This is a genomic window from Peribacillus sp. TH27 (genome assembly GCF_016650915.1).
GTDB classification, from domain to species: Bacteria; Bacillota; Bacilli; order Bacillales; family DSM-1321; genus Peribacillus; species Peribacillus butanolivorans.
Genome location: NZ_JAEKEV010000002.1, coordinates 3,304,285 through 3,330,371 on the forward strand (window position 1 = coordinate 3,304,285; position 26,087 = coordinate 3,330,371).

The 26,087-nt window shown below is 40.4% G+C and carries 22 protein-coding genes and 1 pseudogene; 22 read left to right on the top strand and 1 reads right to left on the bottom strand.

Annotation, left to right across the window (positions count from 1 at the left end; translation table 11 throughout):
• Positions 1 to 79: 79 nt before the first annotated feature.
• The 9 genes from JFU24_RS17290 (at position 80) to JFU24_RS17330 (ending at position 11,701) form a co-directional block, all read left to right on the top strand.
• A complete protein-coding gene (locus JFU24_RS17290) occupies positions 80 to 1,270 on the top strand; it encodes an acetyl-CoA C-acetyltransferase (protein WP_201222575.1) in 1,191 nt (396 codons plus the stop codon).
• Between the two features lie 31 nt (positions 1,271 to 1,301).
• Positions 1,302 to 2,159 (top strand): 3-hydroxybutyryl-CoA dehydrogenase, encoded by an 858-nt coding sequence (locus JFU24_RS17295; protein WP_201250225.1) that lies wholly within the window; start codon positions 1,302 to 1,304, stop codon positions 2,157 to 2,159.
• A gap of 29 nt (positions 2,160 to 2,188) precedes the next feature.
• A complete protein-coding gene (locus JFU24_RS17300; protein WP_201250226.1) occupies positions 2,189 to 3,319 on the top strand; it encodes an acyl-CoA dehydrogenase in 1,131 nt (376 codons plus the stop codon).
• 26 nt (positions 3,320 to 3,345) lie between these two features.
• Complete coding sequence (locus JFU24_RS17305) at positions 3,346 to 4,485, top strand: acyl-CoA dehydrogenase (protein ID WP_053348446.1); 1,140 nt, start codon at positions 3,346 to 3,348, stop codon at positions 4,483 to 4,485.
• Between the two features lie 113 nt (positions 4,486 to 4,598).
• Complete coding sequence (locus JFU24_RS17310; RefSeq protein WP_201187512.1) at positions 4,599 to 5,237, top strand: TetR/AcrR family transcriptional regulator; 639 nt, start codon at positions 4,599 to 4,601, stop codon at positions 5,235 to 5,237.
• A gap of 25 nt (positions 5,238 to 5,262) precedes the next feature.
• The gene (gene icmF, locus JFU24_RS17315; RefSeq protein ID WP_201222579.1) at positions 5,263 to 8,529 is read left to right on the top strand and encodes a fused isobutyryl-CoA mutase/GTPase IcmF; all 3,267 of its coding nucleotides are present in this window, start codon (positions 5,263 to 5,265) and stop codon (positions 8,527 to 8,529) included.
• A gap of 138 nt (positions 8,530 to 8,667) precedes the next feature.
• Positions 8,668 to 8,826: a hypothetical protein gene (locus tag JFU24_RS17320; RefSeq protein WP_157443906.1), complete on the top strand. Its 159-nt coding sequence runs from the start codon at positions 8,668 to 8,670 to the stop codon at positions 8,824 to 8,826.
• Between the two features lie 210 nt (positions 8,827 to 9,036).
• Positions 9,037 to 9,618, top strand: a complete 582-nt coding sequence (gene rpoE / locus JFU24_RS17325; RefSeq protein ID WP_201187508.1) for a DNA-directed RNA polymerase subunit delta — start codon at positions 9,037 to 9,039, stop codon at positions 9,616 to 9,618.
• 475 nt (positions 9,619 to 10,093) lie between these two features.
• Positions 10,094 to 11,701 carry a CTP synthase gene (locus JFU24_RS17330; protein ID WP_056524140.1) on the top strand — a complete coding sequence of 536 codons (1,608 nt, stop codon included), beginning with the start codon at positions 10,094 to 10,096 and terminating at the stop codon, positions 11,699 to 11,701.
• 46 nt (positions 11,702 to 11,747) lie between these two features.
• On the opposite strand, the gene JFU24_RS17335 is transcribed toward JFU24_RS17330, so the two are convergent.
• Complete coding sequence (locus JFU24_RS17335; RefSeq protein WP_201187506.1) at positions 11,748 to 12,278, bottom strand: DUF2529 domain-containing protein; 531 nt, start codon at positions 12,276 to 12,278, stop codon at positions 11,748 to 11,750.
• A 312-nt stretch (positions 12,279 to 12,590) separates the two neighbouring features.
• On the opposite strand from JFU24_RS17335, the gene JFU24_RS17340 reads away from it, so the two are divergent.
• The 13 genes and pseudogenes from JFU24_RS17340 (at position 12,591) to JFU24_RS17400 (ending at position 26,041) form a co-directional block, all read left to right on the top strand.
• The gene (locus tag JFU24_RS17340; protein ID WP_053348452.1) at positions 12,591 to 12,962 is read left to right on the top strand and encodes a response regulator; all 372 of its coding nucleotides are present in this window, start codon (positions 12,591 to 12,593) and stop codon (positions 12,960 to 12,962) included.
• A 246-nt stretch (positions 12,963 to 13,208) separates the two neighbouring features.
• The gene (locus JFU24_RS17345) at positions 13,209 to 14,066 is read left to right on the top strand and encodes a class II fructose-bisphosphate aldolase (RefSeq protein ID WP_201187504.1); all 858 of its coding nucleotides are present in this window, start codon (positions 13,209 to 13,211) and stop codon (positions 14,064 to 14,066) included.
• Positions 14,067 to 14,243: 177 nt separating this feature from the next.
• Positions 14,244 to 14,894 (top strand): fructose-6-phosphate aldolase, encoded by a 651-nt coding sequence (gene fsa, locus JFU24_RS17350; protein ID WP_053348454.1) that lies wholly within the window; start codon positions 14,244 to 14,246, stop codon positions 14,892 to 14,894.
• A gap of 211 nt (positions 14,895 to 15,105) precedes the next feature.
• Positions 15,106 to 16,389 carry a UDP-N-acetylglucosamine 1-carboxyvinyltransferase gene (locus JFU24_RS17355; RefSeq protein WP_056524149.1) on the top strand — a complete coding sequence of 428 codons (1,284 nt, stop codon included), beginning with the start codon at positions 15,106 to 15,108 and terminating at the stop codon, positions 16,387 to 16,389.
• A 98-nt stretch (positions 16,390 to 16,487) separates the two neighbouring features.
• Positions 16,488 to 17,450, top strand: coding sequence for a class II fructose-bisphosphatase (gene glpX, locus JFU24_RS17360; protein ID WP_053348456.1), 963 nt, complete (start codon positions 16,488 to 16,490; stop codon positions 17,448 to 17,450).
• Positions 17,451 to 17,777: 327 nt separating this feature from the next.
• Entirely contained in the window at positions 17,778 to 19,067 is a 1,290-nt protein-coding gene (gene rho, locus JFU24_RS17365) for a transcription termination factor Rho (protein WP_053348457.1), read from the top strand.
• A gap of 149 nt (positions 19,068 to 19,216) precedes the next feature.
• A complete protein-coding gene (rpmE, locus tag JFU24_RS17370; protein ID WP_053348458.1) occupies positions 19,217 to 19,417 on the top strand; it encodes a 50S ribosomal protein L31 in 201 nt (66 codons plus the stop codon).
• Between the two features lie 138 nt (positions 19,418 to 19,555).
• Complete coding sequence (locus JFU24_RS17375) at positions 19,556 to 20,161, top strand: thymidine kinase (protein WP_053348459.1); 606 nt, start codon at positions 19,556 to 19,558, stop codon at positions 20,159 to 20,161.
• Between the two features lie 839 nt (positions 20,162 to 21,000).
• Positions 21,001 to 22,620: an ABC transporter substrate-binding protein gene (locus tag JFU24_RS17380; RefSeq protein ID WP_201187502.1), complete on the top strand. Its 1,620-nt coding sequence runs from the start codon at positions 21,001 to 21,003 to the stop codon at positions 22,618 to 22,620.
• Positions 22,621 to 22,679: 59 nt separating this feature from the next.
• Positions 22,680 to 23,648, top strand: a complete 969-nt coding sequence (locus tag JFU24_RS17385; protein WP_201188145.1) for an ABC transporter permease — start codon at positions 22,680 to 22,682, stop codon at positions 23,646 to 23,648.
• Positions 23,620 to 24,487, top strand: a pseudogene (locus JFU24_RS17390) (ABC transporter permease). The gene JFU24_RS17385 and the pseudogene JFU24_RS17390 overlap by 29 nt, the downstream one beginning before the upstream one ends.
• Before the next feature lie 38 nt (positions 24,488 to 24,525).
• Positions 24,526 to 25,446 carry an ABC transporter ATP-binding protein gene (locus JFU24_RS17395; protein WP_201250227.1) on the top strand — a complete coding sequence of 307 codons (921 nt, stop codon included), beginning with the start codon at positions 24,526 to 24,528 and terminating at the stop codon, positions 25,444 to 25,446.
• Positions 25,436 to 26,041 (top strand): ABC transporter ATP-binding protein, encoded by a 606-nt coding sequence (locus JFU24_RS17400; RefSeq protein ID WP_201250228.1) that lies wholly within the window; start codon positions 25,436 to 25,438, stop codon positions 26,039 to 26,041. The genes JFU24_RS17395 and JFU24_RS17400 overlap by 11 nt, the downstream gene beginning before the upstream one ends.
• Positions 26,042 to 26,087 lie beyond the last annotated feature (46 nt).

Consider the following 26,087-nt stretch of genomic DNA (forward strand, 5'->3'; position numbering starts at 1 on the left):
TAAGCGCTTACAATAAATATTTTTTTGATCCTATATTGAGCGAGCGTTCAATCAATGTTACTTAAAGGAGGAAAAAATGATGACAAAAACAGTGATTGTTAGTGGTGTGAGAACACCTTTTGGTAAATTCGGCGGAGGTCTTAGCAGTTTGACAGCATCACAACTTGGAGGAATTGCAATCAAGGAGGCGGTTAAGCGGGCAGGGATTGAAAGCAGCCAGATAGACGAGGTCATTATGGGGAATGTGCTACAAGCAGGTCAAGGCCAAATACCTTCTCGCCAGGCAGCACGTCTTGCAGGATTACCTTGGGAAGTGAAAACCGAAACCATTAATAAAGTATGTGCATCAGGACTTCGTAGTGTGACATTGGCTGATCAGATTATTCGCTTGGGGGAGGAAGAAATCATTGTTGCCGGCGGGATGGAATCGATGAGCAATGCACCTTATATTCTTCCGAAAGCAAGATGGGGACTTAGGATGGGTGATGCCCCGCTTAAGGACACAATGATTTCTGATGGGCTTAGCTGTAGCTTTACCGGCGTACATATGGGTACATACGGCAATAGTACTGCTGAGGAACTTGAACTTACCCGTGAGGACCAAGATAGCTGGGCCTACGAAAGTCATCAAAAAGCGATAAAAGCAATTGATGGCGGTATCCTTGCTGAAGAAATCATTTCCGTACAGGTTCCGGTACGAAAAGGTGAACCAATTACAATTGAACATGATGAAGGGCCAAGAAAAGATACATCCTCTGAGAAGCTCGCTAAATTAGGTCCGGCTTTTAATAACGAAGGGACTATAACTGCAGGAAATGCGCCCGGCGTCAATGATGGAGCAGGTGCACTCGTGTTAATGAGCGAAGATCGTGCGAGAAAAGAAGGGAAAACGCCTTTTGCTTATATTTTAGGTCATGCCGAAGTGGCTGTTGAAGCAAAGGATTTTCCTAAAACACCGGGCTTAGTCATAAATAAAATCTTAGAAAAGACTGGTAAATCGATAGAAGACATTGATTTATTTGAAGTAAACGAAGCATTTGCTGCGGTGGCACTGGCCAGTGGGAAAATTGCCAACATCGAGCCGGAAAAAGTCAATGTGAACGGTGGAGCCGTAGCATTAGGGCACCCAATCGGAGCCAGTGGAGCTCGAATCATCATTACGCTGATGCATGAATTGAAACGGCGTGGCGGTGGATTAGGTATTGCAGCAATTTGTAGTGGCGGCGGCCAAGGAGATGCCATATTAATCGAAGTACCAAAGCAGGGCTGATAGATTCATAGATAAATAAGGAGGGATATTCATGAGCATTCATAAAGTGATGGTCATTGGCGCGGGGCAGATGGGATCTGGTATTGCACAAGTTTGCGCAATGAGCGGTTATGAAGTTCTTTTACATGATTTAAAAGAAGAATATGTAGAAAAAGGCTTAGGCACAATTATCAAAAATCTTTCCCGTCAAGTTGAAAAAGGGAAAATGGCAGTTGGGGATAAAGAGGCAACCCTTTCACGATTGACTTCATCAACAGATTTAAAAAATGCCGCTGGGGTTGATTTGGTGATTGAAGCGGCGATTGAAAATATGGAAATTAAAACAAAGCTATTCGCCGAGTTGGATGAAATTACTCCGAAACACGTAATTCTTGCATCCAATACTTCTTCTCTACCGATTACCGAAATAGCCGCCGCCACAAGAAGACCGGAAAAGGTAATTGGCATGCATTTTATGAATCCCGTTCCGGTCATGAAGCTGGTTGAGATTATTCGAGGTCTTGCAACAACGGACGAAGTTTATAAAAAAGTTGAGAAAATGGCGGAATCTCTAAGCAAGGTACCAGTTGAAGTAAATGATTTCCCTGGCTTTGTCTCGAACCGGATTTTGATGCCGATGATTAATGAGGCCATTTATACACTATACGAGGGTGTCGCTACTAAAGAGGCAATCGATGACGTGATGAAGCTAGGAATGAATCATCCGATGGGTCCGTTGACACTAGCTGACTTCATTGGGTTGGACACATGTTTATACATAATGGAAACCCTTCACCAAGGGCTAGGAGATGATAAATACCGTCCATGTCCTCTGTTAAGAAAATATGTAAAAGCAGGGTGGTTAGGTAAGAAGTCAGGACGTGGCTTTTACGAATATAACAAATCATAGAGAGTATGCAGCTAGGGAGGAATGAAGGAATGGATTTCAAGTTTACAGAAGAGCAGGAAATGATGCGGAAAATGGTAAGTGATTTTGCGGTGAATGAGATTACCCCACATATCGAGGCAATGGAAAGAGGAGAGTTCCCCAAAACAATCCTGCATAAAATGGGTGAGCTTGGGTTAATGGGAATCCCGATTCCAGAACAATATGGGGGAGCGGGTATGGACTTTATGTCTTATATTATCGCCATTAATGAAATTTCCAAAGTTAGCCCGACTCTCGGTGTCATATTGTCTGTTCATACTTCTGTTGGAACAAATCCAATCGTTTATTTTGGAACGGATGAGCAGAAGCAAAAATATGTGCCTAAGCTTGCCGCGGGAAAATTGTTAGGTGCTTTTTGTTTAACAGAACAAAGCTCAGGTTCCGATGCTGCTAGTTTGAAATCAAAAGCGGTCAAGGAAGGCGGTATGTATCGAATAAATGGATCCAAGGTATTTATCACCAACGGTGGCGAAGCAGATGTATATATTATTTTTGCCTCAACCAACCCTGAGAAGGGGGGCAGGGGAATCTCTGCCTTTATCGTAGAAAAAGGAACCCCGGGCTTAATCATTGGAAAAAATGAACGTAAAATGGGTCTTCATGGATCGAGCACCGTACAGGTAACCTTTGAAGATATGAAAATACCTGCAGCTAATATCCTTGGCAACGAAGGAGAGGGCTTTAAGATAGCGATGGCCAACTTGGATTCTGGAAGGATAGGCATTGCTTCTCAAGCACTTGGAATCGCTGAAGGTGCTTTGGAACATGCTGTCCAATATGCAAAAGACAGAGTGCAATTTGGTAAACCAATTGCAACCCAGCAGGGGATTGGTTTCAAGCTGGCTGAAATGGCAACGAACATAGAAGCTTCTAGACTACTGGTCTATCGAGCGGCGTATTTACGCTCCAAAGGGTTGAATTGCGGCAAGGAGGCGTCCATGGCTAAGCTATTCGCTTCGAGGACGGCTGTTGAGGTGACAATAGAAGCCGTGCAAGTTTACGGCGGCTATGGATACACAACGGAATATCCAGTCGAGCGCTATTTCAGGGATGCAAAGGTAACCGAAATATATGAGGGTACCAGTGAAATACAGAGGATGGTCATCAGTAAAAATCTATAAAAAAGAAAAAAGTGGGGGACATAGTCATGCAATTTAAACTAACAGAAGAACATGAAATGATCAGAAAAATGGTACGCGACTTTGCCCAAAATGAAGTGGCTCCGTCAGCCGCTGAAAGGGATGAAGAAGAACGATTTGACCGTGAGATTTTTGATAAAATGGCTGAACTGGGATTGACAGGGATTCCATGGCCAGAAGAATATGGCGGCATTGGAAGCGATTACTTAGCTTATTGTATCGCGATTGAGGAACTTTCCCGTGTTTGCGCTTCTACGGGAGTAACTTTATCCGCTCATACCTCTCTTGCAGGATGGCCAATTTACAAATTTGGATCTGAAGAGCAAAAACAAAAATACCTTCGTCCGATGGCGCAGGGTGAAAAAATAGGTGCGTATGGTCTGACGGAGCCAAGCTCAGGCTCTGACGCTGGTGGTATGAGAACGACTGCAAAGCTTGTAGGTGATGAATATATTATTAATGGTTCAAAAATTTTCATCACGAATGGCGGGATTGCTGATACGTATGTAGTTTTTGCATTGACAGACCCTGAATCCAAACAAAAAGGAACAAGTGCCTTTATCATTGAAAAAGACTTCCCGGGCTTTAGTGTGGGTAAAAAAGAGAAAAAGCTGGGGATTCGTTCATCACCTACCACGGAAATTATTTTTGATGAGTGCCGTGTGCCTAAAGAAAATCTTCTTGGCAAAGAAGGAGAGGGCTTTAAAATTGCGATGATGACGCTTGATGGTGGCCGTAACGGAATTGCGGCCCAGGCAGTCGGCATTGCACAAGGTGCATTGGATGCAGCAGTTGACTATGCAAAAGAGCGTGTCCAATTTGGAAAACCAATTTCCGCACAGCAAGGCATCGGTTTTAAATTAGCGGATATGGCGACAGGAGTGGAGGCTTCAAGGCTATTAACCTATCAGGCAGCTTGGTTAGAGTCAGAAGGTCTTCCTTATGGAAAAGAGTCGGCAATGTCAAAACTATTTGCAGGGGATACAGCAATGAAAGTGACGACAGAGGCCGTGCAAGTTTTCGGTGGTTATGGATATACAAAAGATTATCCAGTTGAACGCTATATGCGTGATGCAAAAATCACCCAGATCTATGAAGGTACGCAGGAAATTCAAAAGCTGGTCATCTCAAGGATGATAACTAAATAGAATTGAAATCAGGTTTTCCGGTGAGGAATCGTTCTTCCCGGAATACCCTTTTCATTTTTCAAAAGACTGTCTTTTGAACATTAAATGATAGGCTTTCCAAAAGGGGTTAGAAAATGGAGAAAAGAGAAGTTCATGCATCAGTAAAGGATGAGCGGCTGGTTGAAAAAAGGCGCACACAAATGATAAAAGGTGCGGTGACCCTTTTTAAAGAAAAGGGATTTCATCGTACTACGACGAGGGAAATCGCTAAAGCCGCTGGTTTCAGTATAGGTACGTTATATGAGTATATCCGGACAAAGGAAGATGTTTTATATTTGGTCTGTGATTTTATTTACGATGAAGTTCAGGAAAAACTTCAGAAAGAAATTGAACAGAGTGATGGGACACTAGAAAGTCTGAAACTGACAATCGCTTATTTTTATCAAGTAATGGATGAAATGCAGGACGAAGTTCTAGTTATGTATCAAGAAGTGAAAGCTCTGACGAAAGATGCATTACCATACGTGCTAAACAAAGAAATCCAGATGGTAGGTATGTTTGAAAAGGTCATAACAAAATGTGTCGAAAATGGGGAGCTTCTGTTAACGGAAAATCAAATAAGTCTTGTTTCTCATAACATTTTTGTTCAGGGACAGATGTGGAGTTTTAGAAGATGGGCTTTACACAAAAAGTATACGCTTCAAGAGTATGTTGAACTGCAGACACAATTATTGATTCAAAATGTATCGATTCAGAAAAGTACTTTGATATGAATTCGTTTCAATAAGGAGGAGCTAAATGAGTACAGTTGAGGTGTATAAACCAAAGAACCATATCCGATTCGTGACTGCTTCGAGTTTATTTGATGGACATGATGCATCTATTAACATCATGAGGAGAATCCTTCAGGCTAGCGGTGCGGAGGTTATTCACCTAGGCCATAATCGCTCGGTAGAGGAAATAGTTAACGCGGCGATCCAAGAGGATGTTCAAGGTATAGCGATGTCATCTTACCAAGGTGGGCATGTGGAATATTTTAAATACATGTATGATTTGTTGAAGGAAAAGGGAGCTCAGCACATTCGGATTTTTGCCGGCGGAGGAGGAGTCATCATCCCACGGGAAATTAAAGAGCTTCATGAGTATGGAATTGCCCGTATTTTCTCTCCTGATGAGGGACGGGAGTATGGGCTTCAAGGCATGATTAATGTATTGATGGAGGAGTGCGACTTTTCAACCGTCAAACCATCCTTGCAGGAACGCTTTGATGAACTGATCGCAGGGGAAACAAGCGCCATTGCCCAATATATTACCTTCGCTGAAAATAGACTCGATGCTGTAAATGAATCTGCGGCTGCGGTGGAGAGCCTCCTTGAGCAAATCAAGACATCTGAAAAGCAGGTTCCGGTTCTTGGGATAACAGGGACGGGAGGAGCAGGGAAAAGTTCGCTGACTGATGAATTGATTCGTCGATTTATAAACGAAATTCCAGATAAGAAGGTGGCCATCCTTTCTGTCGACCCGACAAAGCAAAAAACAGGTGGTGCCTTGCTTGGTGACCGAATCCGAATGAATGCAATTTTTTCTGAGCGTGTTTACATGCGGAGCCTAGCCACTCGTCGTTCAAAAAGTGAGTTGTCTTTAGCGATTAAAGATGCCATTTCGGTTGTGAAGGCAGCTGGCGTCGATTTAATTATCGTTGAAACGAGCGGAATTGGTCAGGGGGATGCGGAGATTGCTGAGATATGCGATGTGGCTATGTATGTGATGACGAGTGAGTTCGGTGCTCCTTCCCAGCTTGAAAAAATTGATATGATTGATTATGCCGATTTAATAGTGATAAACAAATATGAGCGTAAAGGTTCCGAGGATGCAAAAAACCAAGTTCAAAAACAATATCAACGTAGCCGTACGCTTTTTGATCAAGATCCTTCTGAAATGCCAGTCTATGGCACAATTGCTTCCCAATTCAATGATCCAGGAACGAATGCATTATTCGCTGCACTAATTGAAAAATTAAATGAAAAAGCAGGGACAGAGTGGAGTACTACTTTTTCAAAAGAAGCGGAAGTATACAAACAAAATGTCATAATTCCAACCGACCGCCGCTATTATTTACGTGAAATCAGTGATACGGTCCGATCGTATCATAAGCGGGCTGGTGAACAAGTCCGTTTTGCCCGCAGACTCTTTCAGCTCGAAGGAGCAATTGAAGCAGTTAAGGAAAATGAAAGTAATGAAGACGTTATCAATTCTCTGGAAACACTGAAAAAAGAAACAGCTTCTAAATTATCTTCTGAATCAAAAAAGATCCTTTCTGGATGGATGGACTTAAGAGAAAAATATGCAGGGGAGCAGTTTGTAACAAAAATCCGGGATAAAGAAATCATCACAAAGCTGAAAACTAAAAGCTTATCAGGTCTAATGATTCCGAGAGTATCACTGCCTAAATATGTGGACTATGGAGAAATATTAAGTTGGGTCTTCCGTGAAAACGTACCTGGCTTCTTCCCTTATACAGCCGGAGTCTTTCCATTCAAGCGTGAGGGAGAAGACCCTAAGCGGCAATTTGCTGGTGAAGGTTCACCGGATCGAACCAACCGACGTTTTCATTATTTGTCAAAGGACGATAATGCCAAACGACTCAGTACGGCTTTCGATTCTGTGACGTTATATGGGGAAGATCCTGATTACCGGCCGGATATTTATGGAAAGGTAGGTGAAAGCGGCGTCAGTATCTGTACGTTGGATGACATGAAAAAATTGTATGCCGGCTTCGACCTATGCCACCCATCGACCTCTGTATCCATGACTATCAATGGTCCTGCGCCAATTATTTTGGCCATGTATATGAATACAGCGATTGATCAGCAGGTTCAACTGAAAGAAAAAGAGTTGGGCCGTTCTCTTACAGATGCCGAAACTGAACAAGTGCAGGCTTACACGCTTCAAACGGTACGCGGGACCGTTCAAGCCGATATTCTAAAAGAAGACCAAGGGCAGAATACATGCATCTTTTCCACGGAATTTGCCCTAAGGCTGATGGGGGACATCCAAGCGTATTTCATTGATAATAAAGTCAGAAATTATTATTCGGTATCCATTTCTGGGTATCATATCGCTGAAGCAGGCGCCAATCCTATTTCACAATTGGCTTTTACTTTAGCAAATGGATTTACTTATATAGAGTATTACTTAAGCCGCGGAATGAATATTGATGACTTTGCACCGAATTTGTCTTTCTTCTTCTCGAATGGGCTAGACCCGGAATATACGGTTATCGGAAGGGTTGCAAGACGGATCTGGGCGACAGTCATGCGTGATAAATATGGAGCGAATGACCGTAGTCAGAAGTTGAAATATCATATCCAGACGTCGGGGCGCTCTCTCCATGCGCAGGAAATTGATTTTAACGATATCCGAACGACACTTCAGGCATTAATGGCCCTGCAAGACAACTGCAACTCCCTGCATACGAATGCATACGATGAAGCTATTACTACACCTACGGAAGAGTCTGTACGTCGTGCAATGGCTATTCAAATGATCATTACAAAGGAGCACGGGCTATCAAAAAATGAAAACCCGATGCAGGGTGCTTTTGTAGTAGAAGAGTTGACAGATCTGGTTGAGGAAGCGGTACTACAAGAGTTTGATCGCATCAATGATCGGGGCGGTGTATTGGGTGCTATGGAGACACAATATCAACGCGGGAAAATCCAGGATGAATCCATGCATTACGAAATGAAAAAGCATACGGGAGAATTGCCGATTATTGGGGTTAATACGTACTTGAATCCTAATCCTCCTTCAGAAGAAGCTGTGAACAGCATGGAGATTGCCCGTGCCACGAAAGAAGAAAAGGAAGGGCAGATCATTAACTTGCAGGCATTTCAGGAAAAAAATAAAGCGTTCATAGAAGAAGCCCTAACTAATTTAAAAGCAGCGGCGATGAACGGGGAAAATATTTTTGCTGAACTCATGAATTGTGTGAAAGTGGCTAGTTTGGGCCAGATTACACGTGCATTATATGATGTCGGCGGACAATATCGAAGAAATATGTAAAGTTAAGGGGTACTCCGAAATTGAGGAGGCCCCTTTTTCAAAAAAATTCCGAGTTTTTTTCGCAAAATGTAAATTTTCCCTTATAATTATTTGGTAAAGGGGCAAAAATGATGAATCAGCCCTATTGGAGTTGAGAAAATGAACCTGAAGATGATTGGATTAATCATAGGTTATATTTTTGCTATCATTATTTTATTTGAGTTGTATGAGCATCAATTAGGCGCCGTTTCCTTTTTTATTCTATCTGTAGTATTTTTTACTGCAGCCTATCGTCAGAAATCATTGAAGAGTAAATAAAATCTGTTTAAAGATTTCTGTTTACATAAACGTAAGGGTAAATCTGTGAAAGTATCAGATAGAACTAGCATAAACCCAATTAGATTGTTTATAATGGAGTATATGTCTAGCAGGAATTGTCGTTATTTTATCGAAATACTGTTTTAGATTATTTTTTTATGTGAAAAAACACAGAATTTAGTGTTTGAATAGAGAAGGGAAGTGCGGAATTTGAGTTTAAAACAATACTCAAAAGAGCAGTTATTGGAAATGTCCTTAATAGAGATGGCATATGATTTGTTAGTGGAAAGAAATGAACCGATTCCATTTAAAGATTTAATAAGTGAGTTAGCTACGCTTCATCATTTATCTAAAGCAGAAGTGGCAAAAAGAATTGCTCAATTCTATACAGATTTGAATGTAGATGGCCGATTTACTTCACTTGGAGACAACCGCTGGGGATTGAAAACATGGTACCCAGTTGACCAAATTGAAGAAGAAGTTGTACATGTTGTAAAACCGAAGAAGAAAAAGAAAGCTAAAAAAGCCGCTGTGGTTGTCGACGATTTCGATGAGCTTGAAGATGAAGATCTTGATTTTGAAGAAGATATCGATGATTTAGACGAAGATGAGGATGACGACGACGATGATCTTTTAGGTGCTCCAGTAATCGACGAGGAACTTTTAGAAGATGACGTAGACGATGATGACGATCTAGAAGAAGAAATAATTGAAGACGAAGCATTTGTCATAGAAGACGATGAGGACGAAGATGAAGACGAAGAAGAGCTTGATGAAGATCATGAGAAATAAATAATCGCCCTTGACTTTTTAAGGCGAAATTTGTAGAATCATTTTTGGGCTCCTTAAAAAAGGACACAATGATTAAATTATATCGCTCCCTTACTTTTATTGTAAGCGGAGCGTTTTTGTTTTTAATGATGGAATGAATAAATGACATCATTTTTTTATTTTTTTAAAATGATTTCTCTTATAAGGGTAAAACTATAGAGAACATAATTAAATGTTACTGTCATTTAAGGGAATTTATTCTTATTCGTGTATCCGGCATGACTCTCACTAAAGACCTTTAAGTAATTATTGGTTTGTACTGCTTTGCGGTCTTAAACGAAAAGGACAAGAAGTTAAAACCTGCCTTGTGCTTTTAAACCGCCAGTGTGGCGGCAGAAAATTAATTTATATCATAAAGATGCGGGTTCTGTTTTAAATGTATTTGAAAAAGTAAGAGAACAGCATTGGATGAAAACATTCTATAGGAGGATATGAGATGACAAAATATATTTTTGTAACAGGTGGAGTAGTTTCTTCCTTAGGAAAAGGGATAACAGCTGCTTCTTTAGGTAGACTTTTAAAAAATAGAGGCTTGAATGTAACGATTCAAAAATTTGACCCTTATATTAACTTAGATCCAGGGACAATGAGTCCTTATCAACATGGTGAAGTGTTTGTAACAGATGATGGTGCTGAAACAGATTTGGACCTTGGTCATTACGAGCGTTTTATTGATATTAACCTTGGTAAACACAGCAATGTGACAACAGGTAAAATTTATTCAACCGTCCTAAGAAAAGAGCGCCGTGGCGACTACTTAGGTGGAACAGTTCAAGTTATTCCCCATATCACAAATGAAATTAAAGAACGGGTATTCCGTTCAGGTAATGAAACTAATGCGGATATAGTCATCACTGAAATCGGTGGTACGGTCGGGGATATTGAGTCTCTTCCATTCCTTGAAGCGATTCGTCAAATTAAAAGTGATATCGGAATCAATAATGTTATGTATATCCACTGTACACTTGTTCCTTACATCAAAGCTGCTGGTGAAATGAAAACAAAACCGACACAGCATAGTGTAAAAGAATTACGTAGTCTTGGAATTCAGCCGAATATCATCGTTGCACGTACAGAAAGCCCAATTTCACAAGATATGAAGGATAAAATTGCGTTATTCTGCGATATCGATAAAAATTCAGTTATCGAATGTCTAGATGCAGATACACTTTACTCTATCCCTCTTGCGCTTCAAGCACAAAACATGGACCAAATCGTTTGTGATCACTTGAAATTGGACTGTGGCGAAGCGGATATGGAAGATTGGAAAGAGCTTGTCAAAAAGGTTACTTCTTTATCAAAGAAAACGAAAATCGCTCTTGTCGGAAAATATGTTGAATTGCAAGATGCTTACCTATCTGTTGTGGAAGCACTTAAGCATGCAGGTTACGCATTTGATGCGGATGTTGAAATCGACTGGGTAAATTCTGAAGATGTTACAAAAGAAAATGTGGCTGAACTTCTTCAAGATGCAGATGGAATCCTTGTTCCTGGAGGATTTGGAGATCGTGGAATCGAAGGGAAAATTGCAGCTACTGAATTTGCCCGCACCACAAAAACACCATTCTTCGGAATCTGTTTAGGTATGCAGTTGGCATCCATTGAATATGCACGCAACGTTCTGGGATTGACAGAAGCGCACTCAGCTGAAATTAATGAGGAAACTCCAGACCCAATTATTGACCTTCTTCCTGAGCAAAAGGATGTAGAAGATTTGGGTGGTACACTGCGTCTTGGTCTATACCCTTGTAAGCTTATCGAAGGAACTAAAGCATACGAAGCGTATAATGATGAGGTTGTTTATGAACGTCACCGTCACCGTTATGAATTCAACAACCATTACCGTCCAGCTATGGAAGAGGCAGGATTTGTCTTTTCTGGTACAAGCCCAGATGGTCGCCTAGTTGAAATCATTGAATTAAAAGATCATCCTTGGTTCGTGGCTTCACAATTCCACCCGGAATTCACGTCACGTCCTAACCGTCCACAGCCACTATTCCGTGACTTCGTTGGCATGTCTTTAAAAAACAATAAAAAACAATAATAAAACAAAAAAACAGCCCATGTGGCTGTTTTTTTTTATTGAAGAATTAATCTTCATTTTCATATTCTTGAATAATTTCTACAAGGGTGAATTTAATTCCATAATAAGCAAAAAGAGCAGCGATGAGGGTTGGATATCCATATCGATTTCCTGTTTCATCGGGGATTAAGCCTCGTTGAATTCGCAAATCTATATGTACATCAGCAAGCTCCAAAAGCGATTCTTCTTCTGATGGAACAGCTGTTGAAACCGCAACAAATGGTATATCCTCCTTCTGAAGCTGTTTAGCCAGCTTTACGGCTTCTGAATCGTCTGAATGACGGCTGAATAAAAGAAACCGATCTTCTCGGGAAATAGCCGCGCCATCTTCGTATCTTTTTGCTTTAGGAAAGGGTTCCGCCCCTTCCAACGCTTCAGCTGCCACTCCTTGCATTTCGCCGAACCCGTGTACAAAAACAGATCCGTCTCCAACCGCAGCCTGAGCTAACAAGCGTCCTGCATCCTCCATTTCGAAGGCTTCCTTTTCCATCATTTTATTAAATAAACCACTTATCTGCGTCGAAAAAATTTTTAACATGCTAGAAACTCCTTTAAAAATAGTACCCCTATTATAAAGGACTTTCCCCTGCATTGACAGGTTTCGGGGCTTAAGGCTGAAAAGACGAATTTACATAATCGATTGAAAAAACAAAAAAATATAAATCCTTTTAGCCATATGGCAGGAATTTTGTTACAATTATCGAATATGAACATAGAAATCAGTGATAAAATAGAAGCATTGACATCTATGTAATTTGACGGCAATCTAACGAACTACCCTTTGGCAGGTAATTTAGTCAGGCAGATACATTTTTTATAATAATAAATTGGGAAGAGGTGAGGTGAAAAAATGTCAGGGAAAATATTAATTGTTGATGATCAATTTGGGATTCGTATTTTATTGAACGAGGTTTTACATAAAGAAGGGTATGATACATTTCAAGCAGCGAATGGCATTCAAGCCTTAGAAGTGCTAAATAATCATTCACCTGATCTTGTATTACTGGATATGAAGATTCCAGGAATGGATGGAATTGAGATTTTGAAGCGGATGAAGGTAGTTGATCCAGACATTCGGGTCATTATTATGACCGCTTATGGTGAACTTGATATGATTCAAGAAGCAAAAGACTTAGGAGCCATGACTCACTTTGCCAAGCCGTTTGACATTGATGATATTAGAAAAGCTGTGCGTGAATACTTGCCAATTCAATCAAGTTAACAGTCTTTATGATTAATATTATTATAAATTAAAGAATGCCACGGCTATCTTTTAAAAGATTGGCCGTGTTTTTTTGGAATAAATTTGAGACTTGATATAGTGAATTTGTTGCTGTTTTTTTCATGTATTGATATGCTAAAAGAGGAGAGATATTCCGATTTATAAGTGTATGTTCCAAAGGTTTTAGGGAATATCTAGATAGAATTAACTTTAAATAATAAACATTCACTAGTAGGAGGAAATCAAATGCCTTTAGTTTCTATGAAAGATATGCTGAATAAAGCTCTTGATGAAAAATATGCAGTAGGTCAATTTAATATTAATAATCTGGAATGGACACAAGCTATTCTAGCTGCTGCAGAAGAAGAAAAATCTCCAGTCATTCTTGGTGTTTCTGAAGGGGCTGCCCGTCATATGGGTGGTTTCAAAACGACAGTTATGATGGTTCAAGGTTTATTGGAAGACATGAAAATCACAGTACCTGTGGCAATTCATCTTGACCATGGTTCAAGCTTTGATAAATGTAAAGAAGCTATCGAGGCAGGATTTACGTCTGTAATGATCGATGCTTCACATCACCCAATTGAAGAAAATATTGAGACGACGAAGAAAGTTGTTGAATATGCTCACGCACGCAATGTTTCCGTTGAGGCAGAAGTGGGCACTGTTGGTGGACAAGAAGACGATATAATCGCTGATGGAGTCGTATATGCAGACCCTCAAGAGTGCGAACAGCTAGTTAAAGAAACGAATGTTGACTGCTTTGCACCAGCATTGGGATCTGTTCATGGTCCATATAAAGGAGAACCTAACCTAGGCTATAAAGAAATGGAAGAGGTACGGGATTTAACACACAAACCTCTAGTACTCCATGGCGGTACAGGTATTCCTACGAAAGATATCCAAAAAGCGATCTCTTTTGGAACATCAAAAATCAATGTGAATACTGAAAATCAGATTGTTTTCACAAAAGCTGTACGTGAGGTTCTAAATAGCAACTCAGAAGTTTACGATCCTCGTAAATTCTTGGGACCTGGCCGTGAAGCGATTAAAGAGACTGTCATCGGAAAGATAAGGGAATTTGGTTCAAACGGTAAAGCGTAATTCTATAGCCATTAGGTTTTATCATTTTTAAATTTAGAATATCCATCGGAGGGGCACTCTTCCCCTTTGATGGTATCTATTTATACGTGCGGCCAAAAATCGCACTTTGTTTTTTGAACAATTAGAATTCAGATGCATATACAGCAAAAAAAAAAGATTACATACGGAGGAAAACTTATGAAATTCTTTATTGATACAGCAAACATGGAAGAAATCAAACAAGCGCACGAACTTGGCGTATTAGCAGGAGTTACGACTAACCCGTCTCTTGTTGCAAGAGAAAAAGGTGTATCTTTCCATGACCGTTTAAAAGAAATTACAAGCCTTGTAAAGGAATCTGTTTCTGCAGAAGTCATTGCGCTTGATTTTGAGGGAATGATGGCTGAAGCTCAAGAACTTATTGCTATTGCCCCTAATATCACCATTAAAGTACCAATGACTCCAGACGGATTGAAGGCTGTTGCGGCTTTAACAAAACAAGGAGTCAAAACAAATGTTACCCTTATTTTTAGTGCCAACCAGGCATTATTAGCTGCTAGGGCAGGAGCAACTTATGTTTCTCCATTTTTAGGACGCTTAGATGATATCGGTCAAAATGGCCTGGATTTAATCTCTGATATTGCTGATATTTTTGCAATTCATGATATCAATGCTGAAATTATCGCAGCTTCAATTCGTCACCCGATGCATATTACAGAAGCTGCTCTTAAAGGAGCCCATATTGCAACGATTCCTTATAAAGTCTTAATGCAATTATTCCATCACCCATTAACAGATAAAGGGATTGAAGCTTTCTTGAAGGATTGGAATTCTCGTACAGAAGCATAATTTACCTTGCCGCTAAGTCGCTATAAATTGCACCGGTAAAATGGAAATAAACAAAATTAGAAATTTTTATCATTTTTTTACATGACTTTTCTATTTTTGTGTAAACTAAGAAACTAGATAGTAAATGTTGTCGGATTATGCAATTTTCTTGTGGTAAAATATTACTTTTTGGAAGTAGCTTCTAAGTGCTTAGCGTGGAAGGGAGTATATTATGGAAAAACTTAAAATTGCCGGTGGCTATCCTCTAAAGGGAAGCATTCGTGTCAGCGGTGCAAAAAATAGTGCGGTCGCCTTGATTCCTGCAACAATTTTAGCGGACTCTCCTGTAACGATAGAAGGCTTGCCTGATATCTCAGATGTTGAGATGCTGAAAGAGTTAATGGAGGAAATTGGCGGCGATGTTGCCTTTAATGATGGAGAAATGACAGTAGACCCCAGCAGGATGATTTCAATGCCTCTGCCTAACGGAAGAGTGAAGAAATTACGTGCCTCTTATTATTTAATGGGCGCGATGCTAGGGAAGTTTAAAAAGGCTGTGATTGGCCTGCCTGGAGGTTGCCATTTAGGTCCTCGACCAATAGATCAGCATATAAAAGGTTTTGAAGCACTTGGCGCACAAGTGACGAATGAACAAGGTGCTATTTACTTAAGGGCAGATGAGCTACGAGGCGCACGTATCTATTTGGATGTCGTGAGCGTCGGGGCAACGATTAATATTATGCTTGCTGCCGTTTTGGCTAAAGGAAGGACAGTTATTGAAAATGCAGCGAAAGAACCGGAGATCATTGATGTTGCCACGTTGTTGACCAATATGGGAGCAAAAATCAAGGGTGCTGGAACGGATATTATCCGTATTGATGGTGTGGACAGTTTGCATGGTTGCAGACATACGATCATACCTGATCGGATAGAAGCTGGAACTTTCATGATTTTAGCCGCAGCAGTCGGCGAAGGCATCTTGATTGATAATGTCATTCCCCAGCATTTAGAGTCGTTAACGGCCAAAATGCGGGAAATGGGCATAAATATTGAGGCTGGTGATGATCAAATCTTTGTTTCTCCAGGTGAGAAATATAAAGCGGTTGATATCAAGACGTTAGTTTACCCTGGGTTTCCAACAGATCTTCAGCAGCCCTTCACGTCTCTTCTAACAAAAGCAAGTGGTTCTAGCATGGTGACCGATACGATTTACGGGGCCCGCTTTAAGCATATAGATGAACTGCGGCGCATGAATGCAAAGATTAAAGTCGAAGGCAGAGCCGCAATTATTAATGGTCCGGTTCAACTTCACGGTGCAAAAGTAAAGGCAAGTGATTTACGTGCCGGAGCAGCTTTAGTAATTGCCGGCTTAATGGCAGAAGGGATTACTGAAGTGACCGGGCTTGAGCATATAGATCGTGGATACAGTCATCTTGTAGAGAAACTTTCAGGTTTGGGAGCAACGATTTGGCGTGAAGAAATGACGGAAGAAGAAGTGGAGCAGCTTAAAAGCTGATCCGTTTCTTGCTGCCTCATTGTGTTACATATATAAAGTAATGTGTTATACTAATATATAAATAAAGCATGCTAGTGCACATTGAGGGGGAACCAAGAATGGAAAGAAGTTTATCGATGGAGCTTGTTCGCGTGACAGAGGCGGCGGCGCTATCTTCTGCACGTTGGATGGGAAGAGGAAAGAAAGACGAAGCAGATGATGCAGCAACAACTGCAATGCGGGATGTTTTCAATACAATTCCTATGCAAGGTACAGTTGTAATCGGTGAAGGGGAAATGGATGAAGCTCCAATGCTTTATATTGGTGAGAAGCTTGGTACTGGGCTTGGGCCATTAGTGGATGTTGCGGTCGATCCTTTAGAAGGAACGAATATCGTTGCATCAGGAGGTTGGAATGCTTTAGCAGTCTTGGCGATTGCAGATAAAGGGAATCTGCTTCATGCTCCGGATATGTATATGGACAAAATAGCAGTTGGTCCTGAGGCAGTTGGACAGATTGATATCAATGCATCAGTACTGGACAACCTGAAAGCGGTAGCCAAAGCAAAAAATAAAGATATTCAAGACGTAGTCGCAACGGTATTAAACCGCGATCGTCATTCGAAGATCATTCATGAACTTCGTGAGGCAGGTGCCCGGATTAAGTTAATCAACGATGGAGATGTTGCTGGTGCCATTAATACGGCATTCGACTTAACTGGTGTTGACATATTATTCGGATCAGGCGGAGCTCCAGAGGGAGTTATTGCAGCTGTGGCTTTGAAATGCCTCGGAGGAGAAATTCAAGGTAAGCTTCTTCCTCAAAGTGAAGAAGAAGTGGCTCGCTGTGGGAAAATGGGTCTTGAGTTAGGGAAAGTCTTGAGAATGGAAGATCTGGTTCGCGGAGATGATGCAATTTTTGCTGCAACAGGTGTGACGGATGGAGAACTTTTACGTGGTGTTCAATTTAAAGGCCATTACGGTGAAACACAATCCGTAGTCATGCGTGCTAAATCAGGTACCGTTCGTTTCATTGATGGAAGACATAGTCTAAAAATTAAACCGAATGGCTTAATTGACTGAGACTATTTTCATAAAAAATTACCGAGAGAAAGCGAGCGGTTTCATCGCTCGCTTTCTCTATAAAAAAATTTAAGTTGAATAATTAAAATAAAAAAAGTAAAATAAAGCTTGGTCTACTAATAATTGATTTGAATATATATAATCTGCCCTTTCACTCCAAACTTCAAGAAGCCTTCAAATAATTTTCTTCTTTACATGTAAAAATGTATCATCCTTTCTAAGAAAACTCTGGTCGGGTACATGGATTGCGGTTTTTCTTCCATTTAACAAACCATTTCTTTTTCAGTATGGGTGAAAACGTTTAATTAATAAAAGTGTGGTGTCATAATGAATTTAACTATTTCCAATTTAGAAAACATGAAACTAAAGGACCTCTATGAGCACGCGCGTGAATATAAAGTTTCCTATTACAGCAAACTGTCAAAAAAGGAACTTATTTTCGCAATCTTAAAGGCACAAGCTGAGCAAGATGGTCTTCTGTTCATGGAAGGCGTTTTAGAGATTATCCCTTCAGAGGGCTTTGGTTTCTTACGTCCAATTAACTATTCTCCAAGCTCGGAGGATATCTATATTTCTGCTTCGCAGATCCGCAGATTTGATTTGCGTAACGGTGATAAGGTTTCCGGTAAGGTTAGGCCGCCAAAAGAAAACGAGCGTTATTATGGATTGCTGCATGTTGAAGCTGTCAATGGAGATAACCCAGAGTCCGCTAAAGAGCGTGTTCATTTCCCAGGCTTAACACCGCTGTATCCAAACAGACAAATTAAACTGGAAACAACACCGAAGAATTTATCAACGAGAATTATGGATGTCTTAGCACCTGTTGGTTTTGGACAGCGTGGTTTGATTGTTGCACCGCCAAAGGCTGGTAAAACGATGTTAATCAAAGAAATTGCTAATGCCATAACCACGAATCATCCGGAATCGGAATTGATTGTATTGCTTATTGATGAACGTCCGGAAGAAGTAACAGACATTGAACGTTCCGTGGCTGGGGACGTGGTTAGTTCGACGTTCGATGAAGTGCCGGAGAACCATATCAAAGTGGCAGAACTAGTGTTAGAACGGGCAATGCGCCTAGTTGAACATAAACGTGATGTTATTATTTTAATGGACAGTATTACTCGTCTGGCACGTGCATACAACCTTGTCATTCCGCCAAGCGGTCGTACACTATCCGGAGGGATTGACCCGGCTGCATTTCACCGGCCAAAACGTTTTTTCGGTGCAGCTAGAAATATCGAAGAGGGTGGTAGCTTGACGATTCTTGCTACAGCTTTGGTAGATACAGGTTCCCGAATGGACGACGTCATTTATGAAGAGTTTAAAGGTACAGGTAATATGGAGCTTCATTTAGATCGGGCCCTTGCAGAAAGACGTATTTTCCCAGCGATTGATATTCGTCGCTCTGGTACTCGTAAAGAAGAACTGTTAATTCCGAAAGATCGTTTGGATAAACTTTGGGCAATTCGGAAAACAATGTCTGATTCACCTGATTTTGCCGAAAAATTCCTTCGCCGTTTAAAACAGACAAAAGGAAATGAAGAATTTTTCAGTAAGTTGGATGAAGAGATGTTAGAAATGAAAAAGGGACCAGCAAACGCAAAACGTTCGTAAACAGGGAAAGAAACAAACTGTTGCACAACTACTCTTAAGTTGCTATAATGAGTTCATGTGTTTTTACAATAAATGTGAGGGTACTTTTCCCACACCTTGAAGTATATAACTCTGTTTCGAATGATTCAGGGCAGAAGGAGCTGAAAAGAATGAAAACTGGAATTCATCCAAATTATAAACTTTCAAAAGTATCTTGCTCTTGCGGAAACACTTTTGAAACTGGTTCAGTTAAAGAAGAGATCAAAGTTGAGACTTGTTCAGAATGCCACCCATTCTATACTGGTCGTCAAAAATTCGCTGAAGCTGGCGGACGTGTTGATCGTTTCAACAAAAAATACGGTATTAAATAAGCCGGACTTTTCAAAAAACAGGCAAGTATTTTTCTTGCCTGTTTTTTCTTTTCTGTAAACAAGTTTGAATTTATATAAAGCCGGGTCTAATTCCATTATGGCCAAGGGATTGACAGGTGGAAGGGAGTAGCTGTTTCCATGTATGTAATGAAACAAACAGGCTGGATCGAGCTTATTTGCGGAAGCATGTTTTCAGGTAAATCTGAGGAATTGATTAAACGAGTCAGCCGTGCTCAATTTGCTAAAGAGCAAATAGCTGTTTTTAAACCTGCTATAGATAATCGCTATGCGGAAGAGGCTGTCGTATCACACAATGGGTCCTCTGTGATGGCAAAACCTATTGCCCATTCAACAGATATTTTTAAGTATTTAGACAAGCCCTTAGATATCATTGCAATAGATGAAGTGCAATTTTTTGATCATGAAATTGTAGGGGTTGCCCAGCATCTTGCGGACAGCGGTTATCGAGTGATTATGGCAGGACTCGATCAAGATTTCAGAGGTGAACCATTCGGTCCTATGCCTGCTTTATTGTCGCTAGCGGAATCAGTAACAAAGCTACAGGCTGTGTGTGAAGTGTGCGGATCACCTGCGAGCAGGACACAACGATTGATTAATGGTGCACCGGCCTCCTATGATGAGCCGATCATCCTTGTAGGTGCATCGGAATCATACGAGCCCCGTTGCCGCCATCACCACGAAGTCCCAGGCAAGCAGACGGCAGGGATTAAAGAACATATTTAAATCATGGTGCCTTAAGGTCCAAAGAGATCTTAGGGCACTTTTATTAATTACAGAAGTTCAGCTAAAAAAGAGCCTAAGGGAAAACTGCTATTACCTTGAGTGTTAGAGTGGCAAAACCTTGTGTTTTATTGATATCAAATTCAAGAGGGTATCCTTTGTTGTTACTTATTTAGCCCTGTGTGTCCCTTTCATGGATCAATCATTAGACCTGTATAAGTCTCTTCATTTTTCTATTCCCCCTCTCGCCTACTCAAAACTATTCAGTCCTATACGTTACCGCATTCAATTGCTTTTAAATTCTTGATTTAGAGTTTTATCAAACTTGATTTTATGCTAATAATAGAGTTGTTTAATTATAGAAAAAATCGTATACTTGACACAAAAGTCGTTTACTATTGTTGTTGTTGTTGTATGGAAAAAATTCTTTTCTAATATCTCTTGCAAAGTGAGTCCTTCAGTAGATAATAAAGCTGTTTATTATCAAATAAACTATTTAGATAAGGGATAGACGAGAATAGACACCAAATCAGCAGGTGCCTATTCTCGTCTTATGCTATTTTATGTAGTTTAGTTTCCACAATTTTTATTCCGCGAAATTGTTTATCTTCATCGTAGTCATGATTTGTAATACCTCCTGTAACAACACCTGCCAGAAAGATGCTATGGACATTTGCCTTATACGTATCTGAATTAATTGAATAATGTATTTTTTGTGTACCAATTAGTTGTTTATTCCTGTAAATCGGGTGAGGTATGCACCCGTGAAATTCACCTAATTTTACAGGCGGGTTAAGTATTTAACCTTTATTAGAAAGATATTAATTTATGGGGTGTGACAAATGAAAAAGAAATTGTTTGGAATTATAGTATTAGCTACATTAGTTTCATCTTTTATGTTAGGGGGTTGTAATCAACAACTCGATCAATCTGGTGATGCAAATGGTGAGGGTATTCAGAAGAAAAAGGACGAACTTGTGATGGCTTTTGGATCTGAGCCTGAAGCAGGTTTTGATCCAACGACTGGATGGGGACGTTATGGTTCACCGCTATTCCAGAGTACTCTACTAAAAAGAGATAACAAGTTAAACATTGTAAATGATATTGCAACCAGTTATAAAGTCAATGAAGATGGCAAGGTTTGGACTGTAATCTTGCGTAAGGATGTGAAATTTTCAGACGGTCAACCATTAACCGCTGATGATGTAGTCTTTACATTTGAAACAGCTACTAAAAATGGGTCAGTTGTTGATCTTAATGGTATGGATAAAGTAGAGGCAATGGATGATTACACAGTAAAATTCACATTAAAAGAACCTCAATCAACATTTGTTAATTCTTTAGTAGGAACGGGAATTGTCCCAAAACATGCATATGGAGCAGACTATGCTGAAAACCCTATAGGTTCAGGGCCTTATCAGCTCGTTCAATGGGACAAGGGGCAACAGCTTATTATAAAGGCTAATCCTGAATACTATGACAAAAAGTCGTATTTTAAAAAGATAACCTTTTTATTCTTAAACGAGGATGCGTCATTTGCTGCTGCACAAGCGGGAAAGGTTGATCTTGCCTATATACCAGCTGCGTTTAGTAACCAGGAAGTACCTGGAATGAGACTGGAATCAGTAAAAACCGTAGATAATCGGGGAATCGTCTTCCCATTTATAAAGTCAGGGGATTTTACTGAAGATGGTTTACCAATTGGTAACGATGTAACAGCCGATCCAGCTATTCGTCATGCGATAAATATTGGAGTAGACCGAAAAGCACTTGTGGATGGAGTCTTAGAAGGACGCGGGACTCCAGCCTATACTTCAGTGGATGGCCTTCCTTGGTGGAACCCAGATACAGTCATTAAAGATGCTGATTTGGACGGTGCGCGAAAACTTTTGAAAGAAGCCGGGTGGAAGGATACAGATGGAGATGGGATTCTTGAGAAAGACTCTTTGAAAGCGGAGTTCACTCTTTATTACTTAGCGAGTGATGCAATAAGACAATCTCTTGCCATTTCTGTGGCCGATATGATCGAGCCACTAGGAATTCATATTAAATTAGAAGGTGGAAGCTGGGATATTATTGAAAAGAAAATGTATTCGAATGCTGTCCTTTTAGGTTGGGGAAGCCATGACCCTCATGAGATGTATAACATTTATAGTAGTGAATTTGCAGGGGTAGACTATTATAATACTGGTTTTTATCAAAACAAAACGGTAGATGATTATTTTGAAAAGGCTCTTCGCGCTACAAGTGAAACAGAAGCAATTGAGTTTTGGAAAAAAGCGCAATGGGATGGAACAACAGGTTTAAGTGCGAATGGCGACGCTCCATGGGCCTGGTTAGTGAATATTGATCATTTATATTTAGTGAAAGATGGACTTGATATCGGAGAACAAAGAATCCATGTTCATGGTCATGGTTGGCCTGCAACAGATAATATAGTTGAATGGAAATGGACTAAGTAACTGTGCGTAAATATATAGGTGGAAAGCTTGGATTATTTTTATTGTTGAAAGGTTTAAGAATGGTCACATTATTATTTGCCATTTGTTTAATTTCTTTTCTATTAATAAAAAACTCTCCGATTGATCCAATTCAAGCCTACATCGGTGCAGATATGTTGAAGGTAGGACCTGAGCAACGGGAGAAGATAGCTGAATATTGGGGAGTTGACCAACCAGTTATGGTGCAGTTCTTGAATTGGGGCTCTGCTTTGCTAACAGGTGATTTAGGAACTTCAATGATATTTCGCCGCCCGGTAATTGACATAATTGGTGAACGATTCTTAAATTCCCTAGCGCTCATGATATCAGCTTGGGTATTATCAGGTATGATTGGATTTGCCATGGGTGTTGTAGCGGCAATGAAAAAGGGGACTTGGGTTGATCGAATAATAAAATGGTACTGTTTCACACTAGCTTCAACTCCTACCTTCTGGATGGGGCTCCTTATTCTTATCGTTTTTGCCGTTTGGCTAAAATGGTTTCCAATTGGAATGGGGGTTCCAGCTGGGGTCCTTGCGGAAAATGTCACAATGGTGGATCGAATCAATCATCTTATTCTGCCAGCGATCACACTTAGTATAGTTGGGGTCGCTAATGTGGCACTACATACGCGCCAGAAGTTGATTGATGTTCTTGCTAGTGATTACGTCTTATTCGCTAGGGCGAGAGGTGAACAAGGTTTTGTCTTGTTTTGGAGACATGGATTACGTAATGTTGCTTTGCCAGCGATTACCTTGCAATTTGCGGCTTTTAGTGAATTGTTTGGTGGAGCAGTGCTGGCTGAGCAAGTTTTTTCATATCCCGGTTTAGGACAGGCTACGGTAGAAGCGGGGCTAAGGGGAGACGTTCCCCTTTTATTGGGATTAGTTATATTTAGTACAATATTTGTTTTTGTAGGAAATTTACTGGCTGATTTGAGCTATCGTTTATTAGATCCGAGAATGAGGGAGGGGAGAAGATATGATTTCAAGCCTCAAATTAAAAAATAAAGATAATCATAAACAACTTCCTTCGAATCGAAAGCGACTGGACGCTTTTTATAATCCTAATTTCAATTATTTTTTTAGTAATTGTTATATTAGGAGGTGTTTTAATTGATGAGGGGAGAATTGTAACAAATCTTAATGATCGAAATGCTCCTCCATCCCTAGACCATCTCTTTGGTACCGATTGGTTAGGTAGAGATATGTTTACAAGAACGGTAATGGGACTTTCTTTAAGTATAGGAGTTGGATTGATTGGAGCAATTGGAAGTGCGTCAATTGCTCTTTTCTTGGGTATGGCAGCAGCAACAATGGGGAAAATGGCAGATCGTCTTATTTCATGGCTCATCGACCTTTTTCTGAGTGTACCACATCTCGTAACTCTTATTCTTATCGCTTTTACATTAGGGGGAGGATTTAAAGGAATTGTAATTGGATTAACTTTAACACATTGGCCAAGTCTTGCTCGAGTCATCAGGGCAGAGGTTATGCAAGTCCGTTCAGCGGAATATGTTCAGGTTTCACAGAAAATGGGGAAATCCCAATGGTGGATTGCTTTGCATCATATTCTTCCACATATAGCTCCACAACTCTTAATTGGTTTTATGTTACTGTTTCCTCATGTTATTTTACATGAGGCGGCAGTTACATTTTTAGGTTTAGGATTGTCGCCTCACGAGCCGGCAATTGGAATTATTCTATCAGAATCGATGAAGTACTTATCTTCAGGTATGTGGTGGCTTGCCTTTTTTCCAGGGCTTTGTTTGCTGATTATCGTTAGAACGTTTGATCAGATTGGAGAGAATATCCGGATGCTCATAGATCCTAATAGGGCTCGAGATTAATCAGATATGCTACGTTCAATATTAAGAGGAGTTAACAAATGCCTATTCTTGAAGTGGAAAATTTATCAGTATCTTTTAAGCAATATACTGGACTTAAACAGAAAACTCATAAAGTTATATCAAGTTTAAATGTTACTCTTGAGGCAGGTGAGATTCTTGCTGTTGTTGGAGCGAGTGGATCGGGAAAAAGTCTGCTCGCACATGCCATTCTAGGAATATTGCCGAGAAATGCAAGTATAAGTGGAGTAATTAAATATGCGGGAGAGGAACTCACCCCTGATCGGCAAACTGTATTAAGAGGTAAGGAAATTGCTCTTGTACCACAATCGGTAAACTTTCTAGACCCACTCATGCGTGTTGGAAGTCAAGTCCGTACTTCTGTAAAAAATGGGGATGCTGTATCGGTTCAACGAGAGGTTTTTGAGCGCTATCACTTAAGGCAAGAGGTTGAGAAAATGTATCCATTTCAACTTTCTGGAGGTATGGCCAGGAGGACGCTTCTATCCACTGCAATGGTAAGCGGAGCAAAGGTGATTATTGGGGATGAGCCTACTCCAGGGCTCGACCCCGATGTAATAAAGGAAGCGCTAAATAATTTTAGAGAGGTTGCCGACAATGGTTGTGCGGTGATGCTGATAACTCATGATATTGAATCGGCCCTTAATATTGCAGATAAAATTGCCGTATTTTATGCAGGAACTACAGTAGAGGTAGCTCCAGTGGAGAACTTTAAAGGTCACGGTGAGGAAATACGGCATCCTTATAGTAAGGCTTTGTGGAGAGCATTACCTCAAAATGATTTTATTCCAATTCCAGGTTCGCAACCTCATCCAAGTTCATTACCAGCGGGATGTTTGTTTGCACCACGTTGCGAAATGGCAACACCTGAATGCCGGCAAGTACAACCTGAAATGCGAAAACTTAGGGGGGGAATGGTGAGGTGTATTCATGCAACTTGAAGCAAAAGACATCGGATTTCGATATGGAAATGGACCATGGCTGTTTCAAGGAGTCAATTTAACGCTAGAGCCAGGAGAAATCGTTGGCATCACTGGTCCAAGTGGATGTGGGAAAACAACTTTTTGCCGGATTTTAGCGGGTTTTGAGACACCAATTGAGGGAACTGTGACCTTTAATAGTGCTCCATTACCAAAGAAAGGATATCATCCTGTTCAATTGATCTTTCAGCATCCAGAAAAAGCGATTAATCCACGATGGAAGATGCACAAGATTCTTAATGAAGGATGGAAACCCAATAAAGAGGTGTTAGAATTACTGGGAATTGATCGGGAGTGGCTAGAACGATGGCCTAACGAACTATCGGGAGGAGAGCTACAACGATTTTGTGTTGCCCGTGCATTAGGACCCAATACTCGATTTCTAATTGCAGACGAAATGACAACAATGCTTGATGCAATCACACAAGCTCAAATCTGGCATGCGGTCATTGAAATTGCTAAAAAGAGAAAGATGGGAATAGTAGTTGTAACTCATGAATCTAAGCTTATGCAAAGACTTTGTCAACGTGTGATTGATTTAAATGATTTTAGTTGAGATAAAGAAATTAATTGAATGACATTCGAAAAGGAGATCTCTTTAA

Bases quoted from the DNA above. Each gene is read 5' to 3' on its own strand.
- JFU24_RS17290 (WP_201222575.1), top strand. From the start codon at position 80: ATGACAAAAACAGTGATTGTTAGTGGTGTGAGAACACCTTTTGGTAAA.
- JFU24_RS17295 (WP_201250225.1), top strand. From the start codon at position 1,302: ATGAGCATTCATAAAGTGATGGTCATTGGCGCGGGGCAGATGGGATCT.
- JFU24_RS17300 (WP_201250226.1), top strand. From the start codon at position 2,189: ATGGATTTCAAGTTTACAGAAGAGCAGGAAATGATGCGGAAAATGGTA.
- JFU24_RS17305 (WP_053348446.1), top strand. From the start codon at position 3,346: ATGCAATTTAAACTAACAGAAGAACATGAAATGATCAGAAAAATGGTA.
- JFU24_RS17310 (WP_201187512.1), top strand. From the start codon at position 4,599: ATGGAGAAAAGAGAAGTTCATGCATCAGTAAAGGATGAGCGGCTGGTT.
- icmF (WP_201222579.1), top strand. From the start codon at position 5,263: ATGAGTACAGTTGAGGTGTATAAACCAAAGAACCATATCCGATTCGTG.
- JFU24_RS17320 (WP_157443906.1), top strand. From the start codon at position 8,668: ATGAACCTGAAGATGATTGGATTAATCATAGGTTATATTTTTGCTATC.
- JFU24_RS17330 (WP_056524140.1), top strand. From the start codon at position 10,094: ATGACAAAATATATTTTTGTAACAGGTGGAGTAGTTTCTTCCTTAGGA.
- JFU24_RS17335 (WP_201187506.1), bottom strand. From the start codon at position 12,278: ATGTTAAAAATTTTTTCGACGCAGATAAGTGGTTTATTTAATAAAATG.
- JFU24_RS17340 (WP_053348452.1), top strand. From the start codon at position 12,591: ATGTCAGGGAAAATATTAATTGTTGATGATCAATTTGGGATTCGTATT.
- JFU24_RS17345 (WP_201187504.1), top strand. From the start codon at position 13,209: ATGCCTTTAGTTTCTATGAAAGATATGCTGAATAAAGCTCTTGATGAA.
- fsa (WP_053348454.1), top strand. From the start codon at position 14,244: ATGAAATTCTTTATTGATACAGCAAACATGGAAGAAATCAAACAAGCG.
- JFU24_RS17355 (WP_056524149.1), top strand. From the start codon at position 15,106: ATGGAAAAACTTAAAATTGCCGGTGGCTATCCTCTAAAGGGAAGCATT.
- glpX (WP_053348456.1), top strand. From the start codon at position 16,488: ATGGAAAGAAGTTTATCGATGGAGCTTGTTCGCGTGACAGAGGCGGCG.
- rho (WP_053348457.1), top strand. From the start codon at position 17,778: ATGAATTTAACTATTTCCAATTTAGAAAACATGAAACTAAAGGACCTC.
- rpmE (WP_053348458.1), top strand. From the start codon at position 19,217: ATGAAAACTGGAATTCATCCAAATTATAAACTTTCAAAAGTATCTTGC.
- JFU24_RS17375 (WP_053348459.1), top strand. From the start codon at position 19,556: ATGTATGTAATGAAACAAACAGGCTGGATCGAGCTTATTTGCGGAAGC.
- JFU24_RS17380 (WP_201187502.1), top strand. From the start codon at position 21,001: ATGAAAAAGAAATTGTTTGGAATTATAGTATTAGCTACATTAGTTTCA.
- JFU24_RS17385 (WP_201188145.1), top strand. From the start codon at position 22,680: ATGGTCACATTATTATTTGCCATTTGTTTAATTTCTTTTCTATTAATA.
- JFU24_RS17395 (WP_201250227.1), top strand. From the start codon at position 24,526: ATGCCTATTCTTGAAGTGGAAAATTTATCAGTATCTTTTAAGCAATAT.
- JFU24_RS17400 (WP_201250228.1), top strand. From the start codon at position 25,436: ATGCAACTTGAAGCAAAAGACATCGGATTTCGATATGGAAATGGACCA.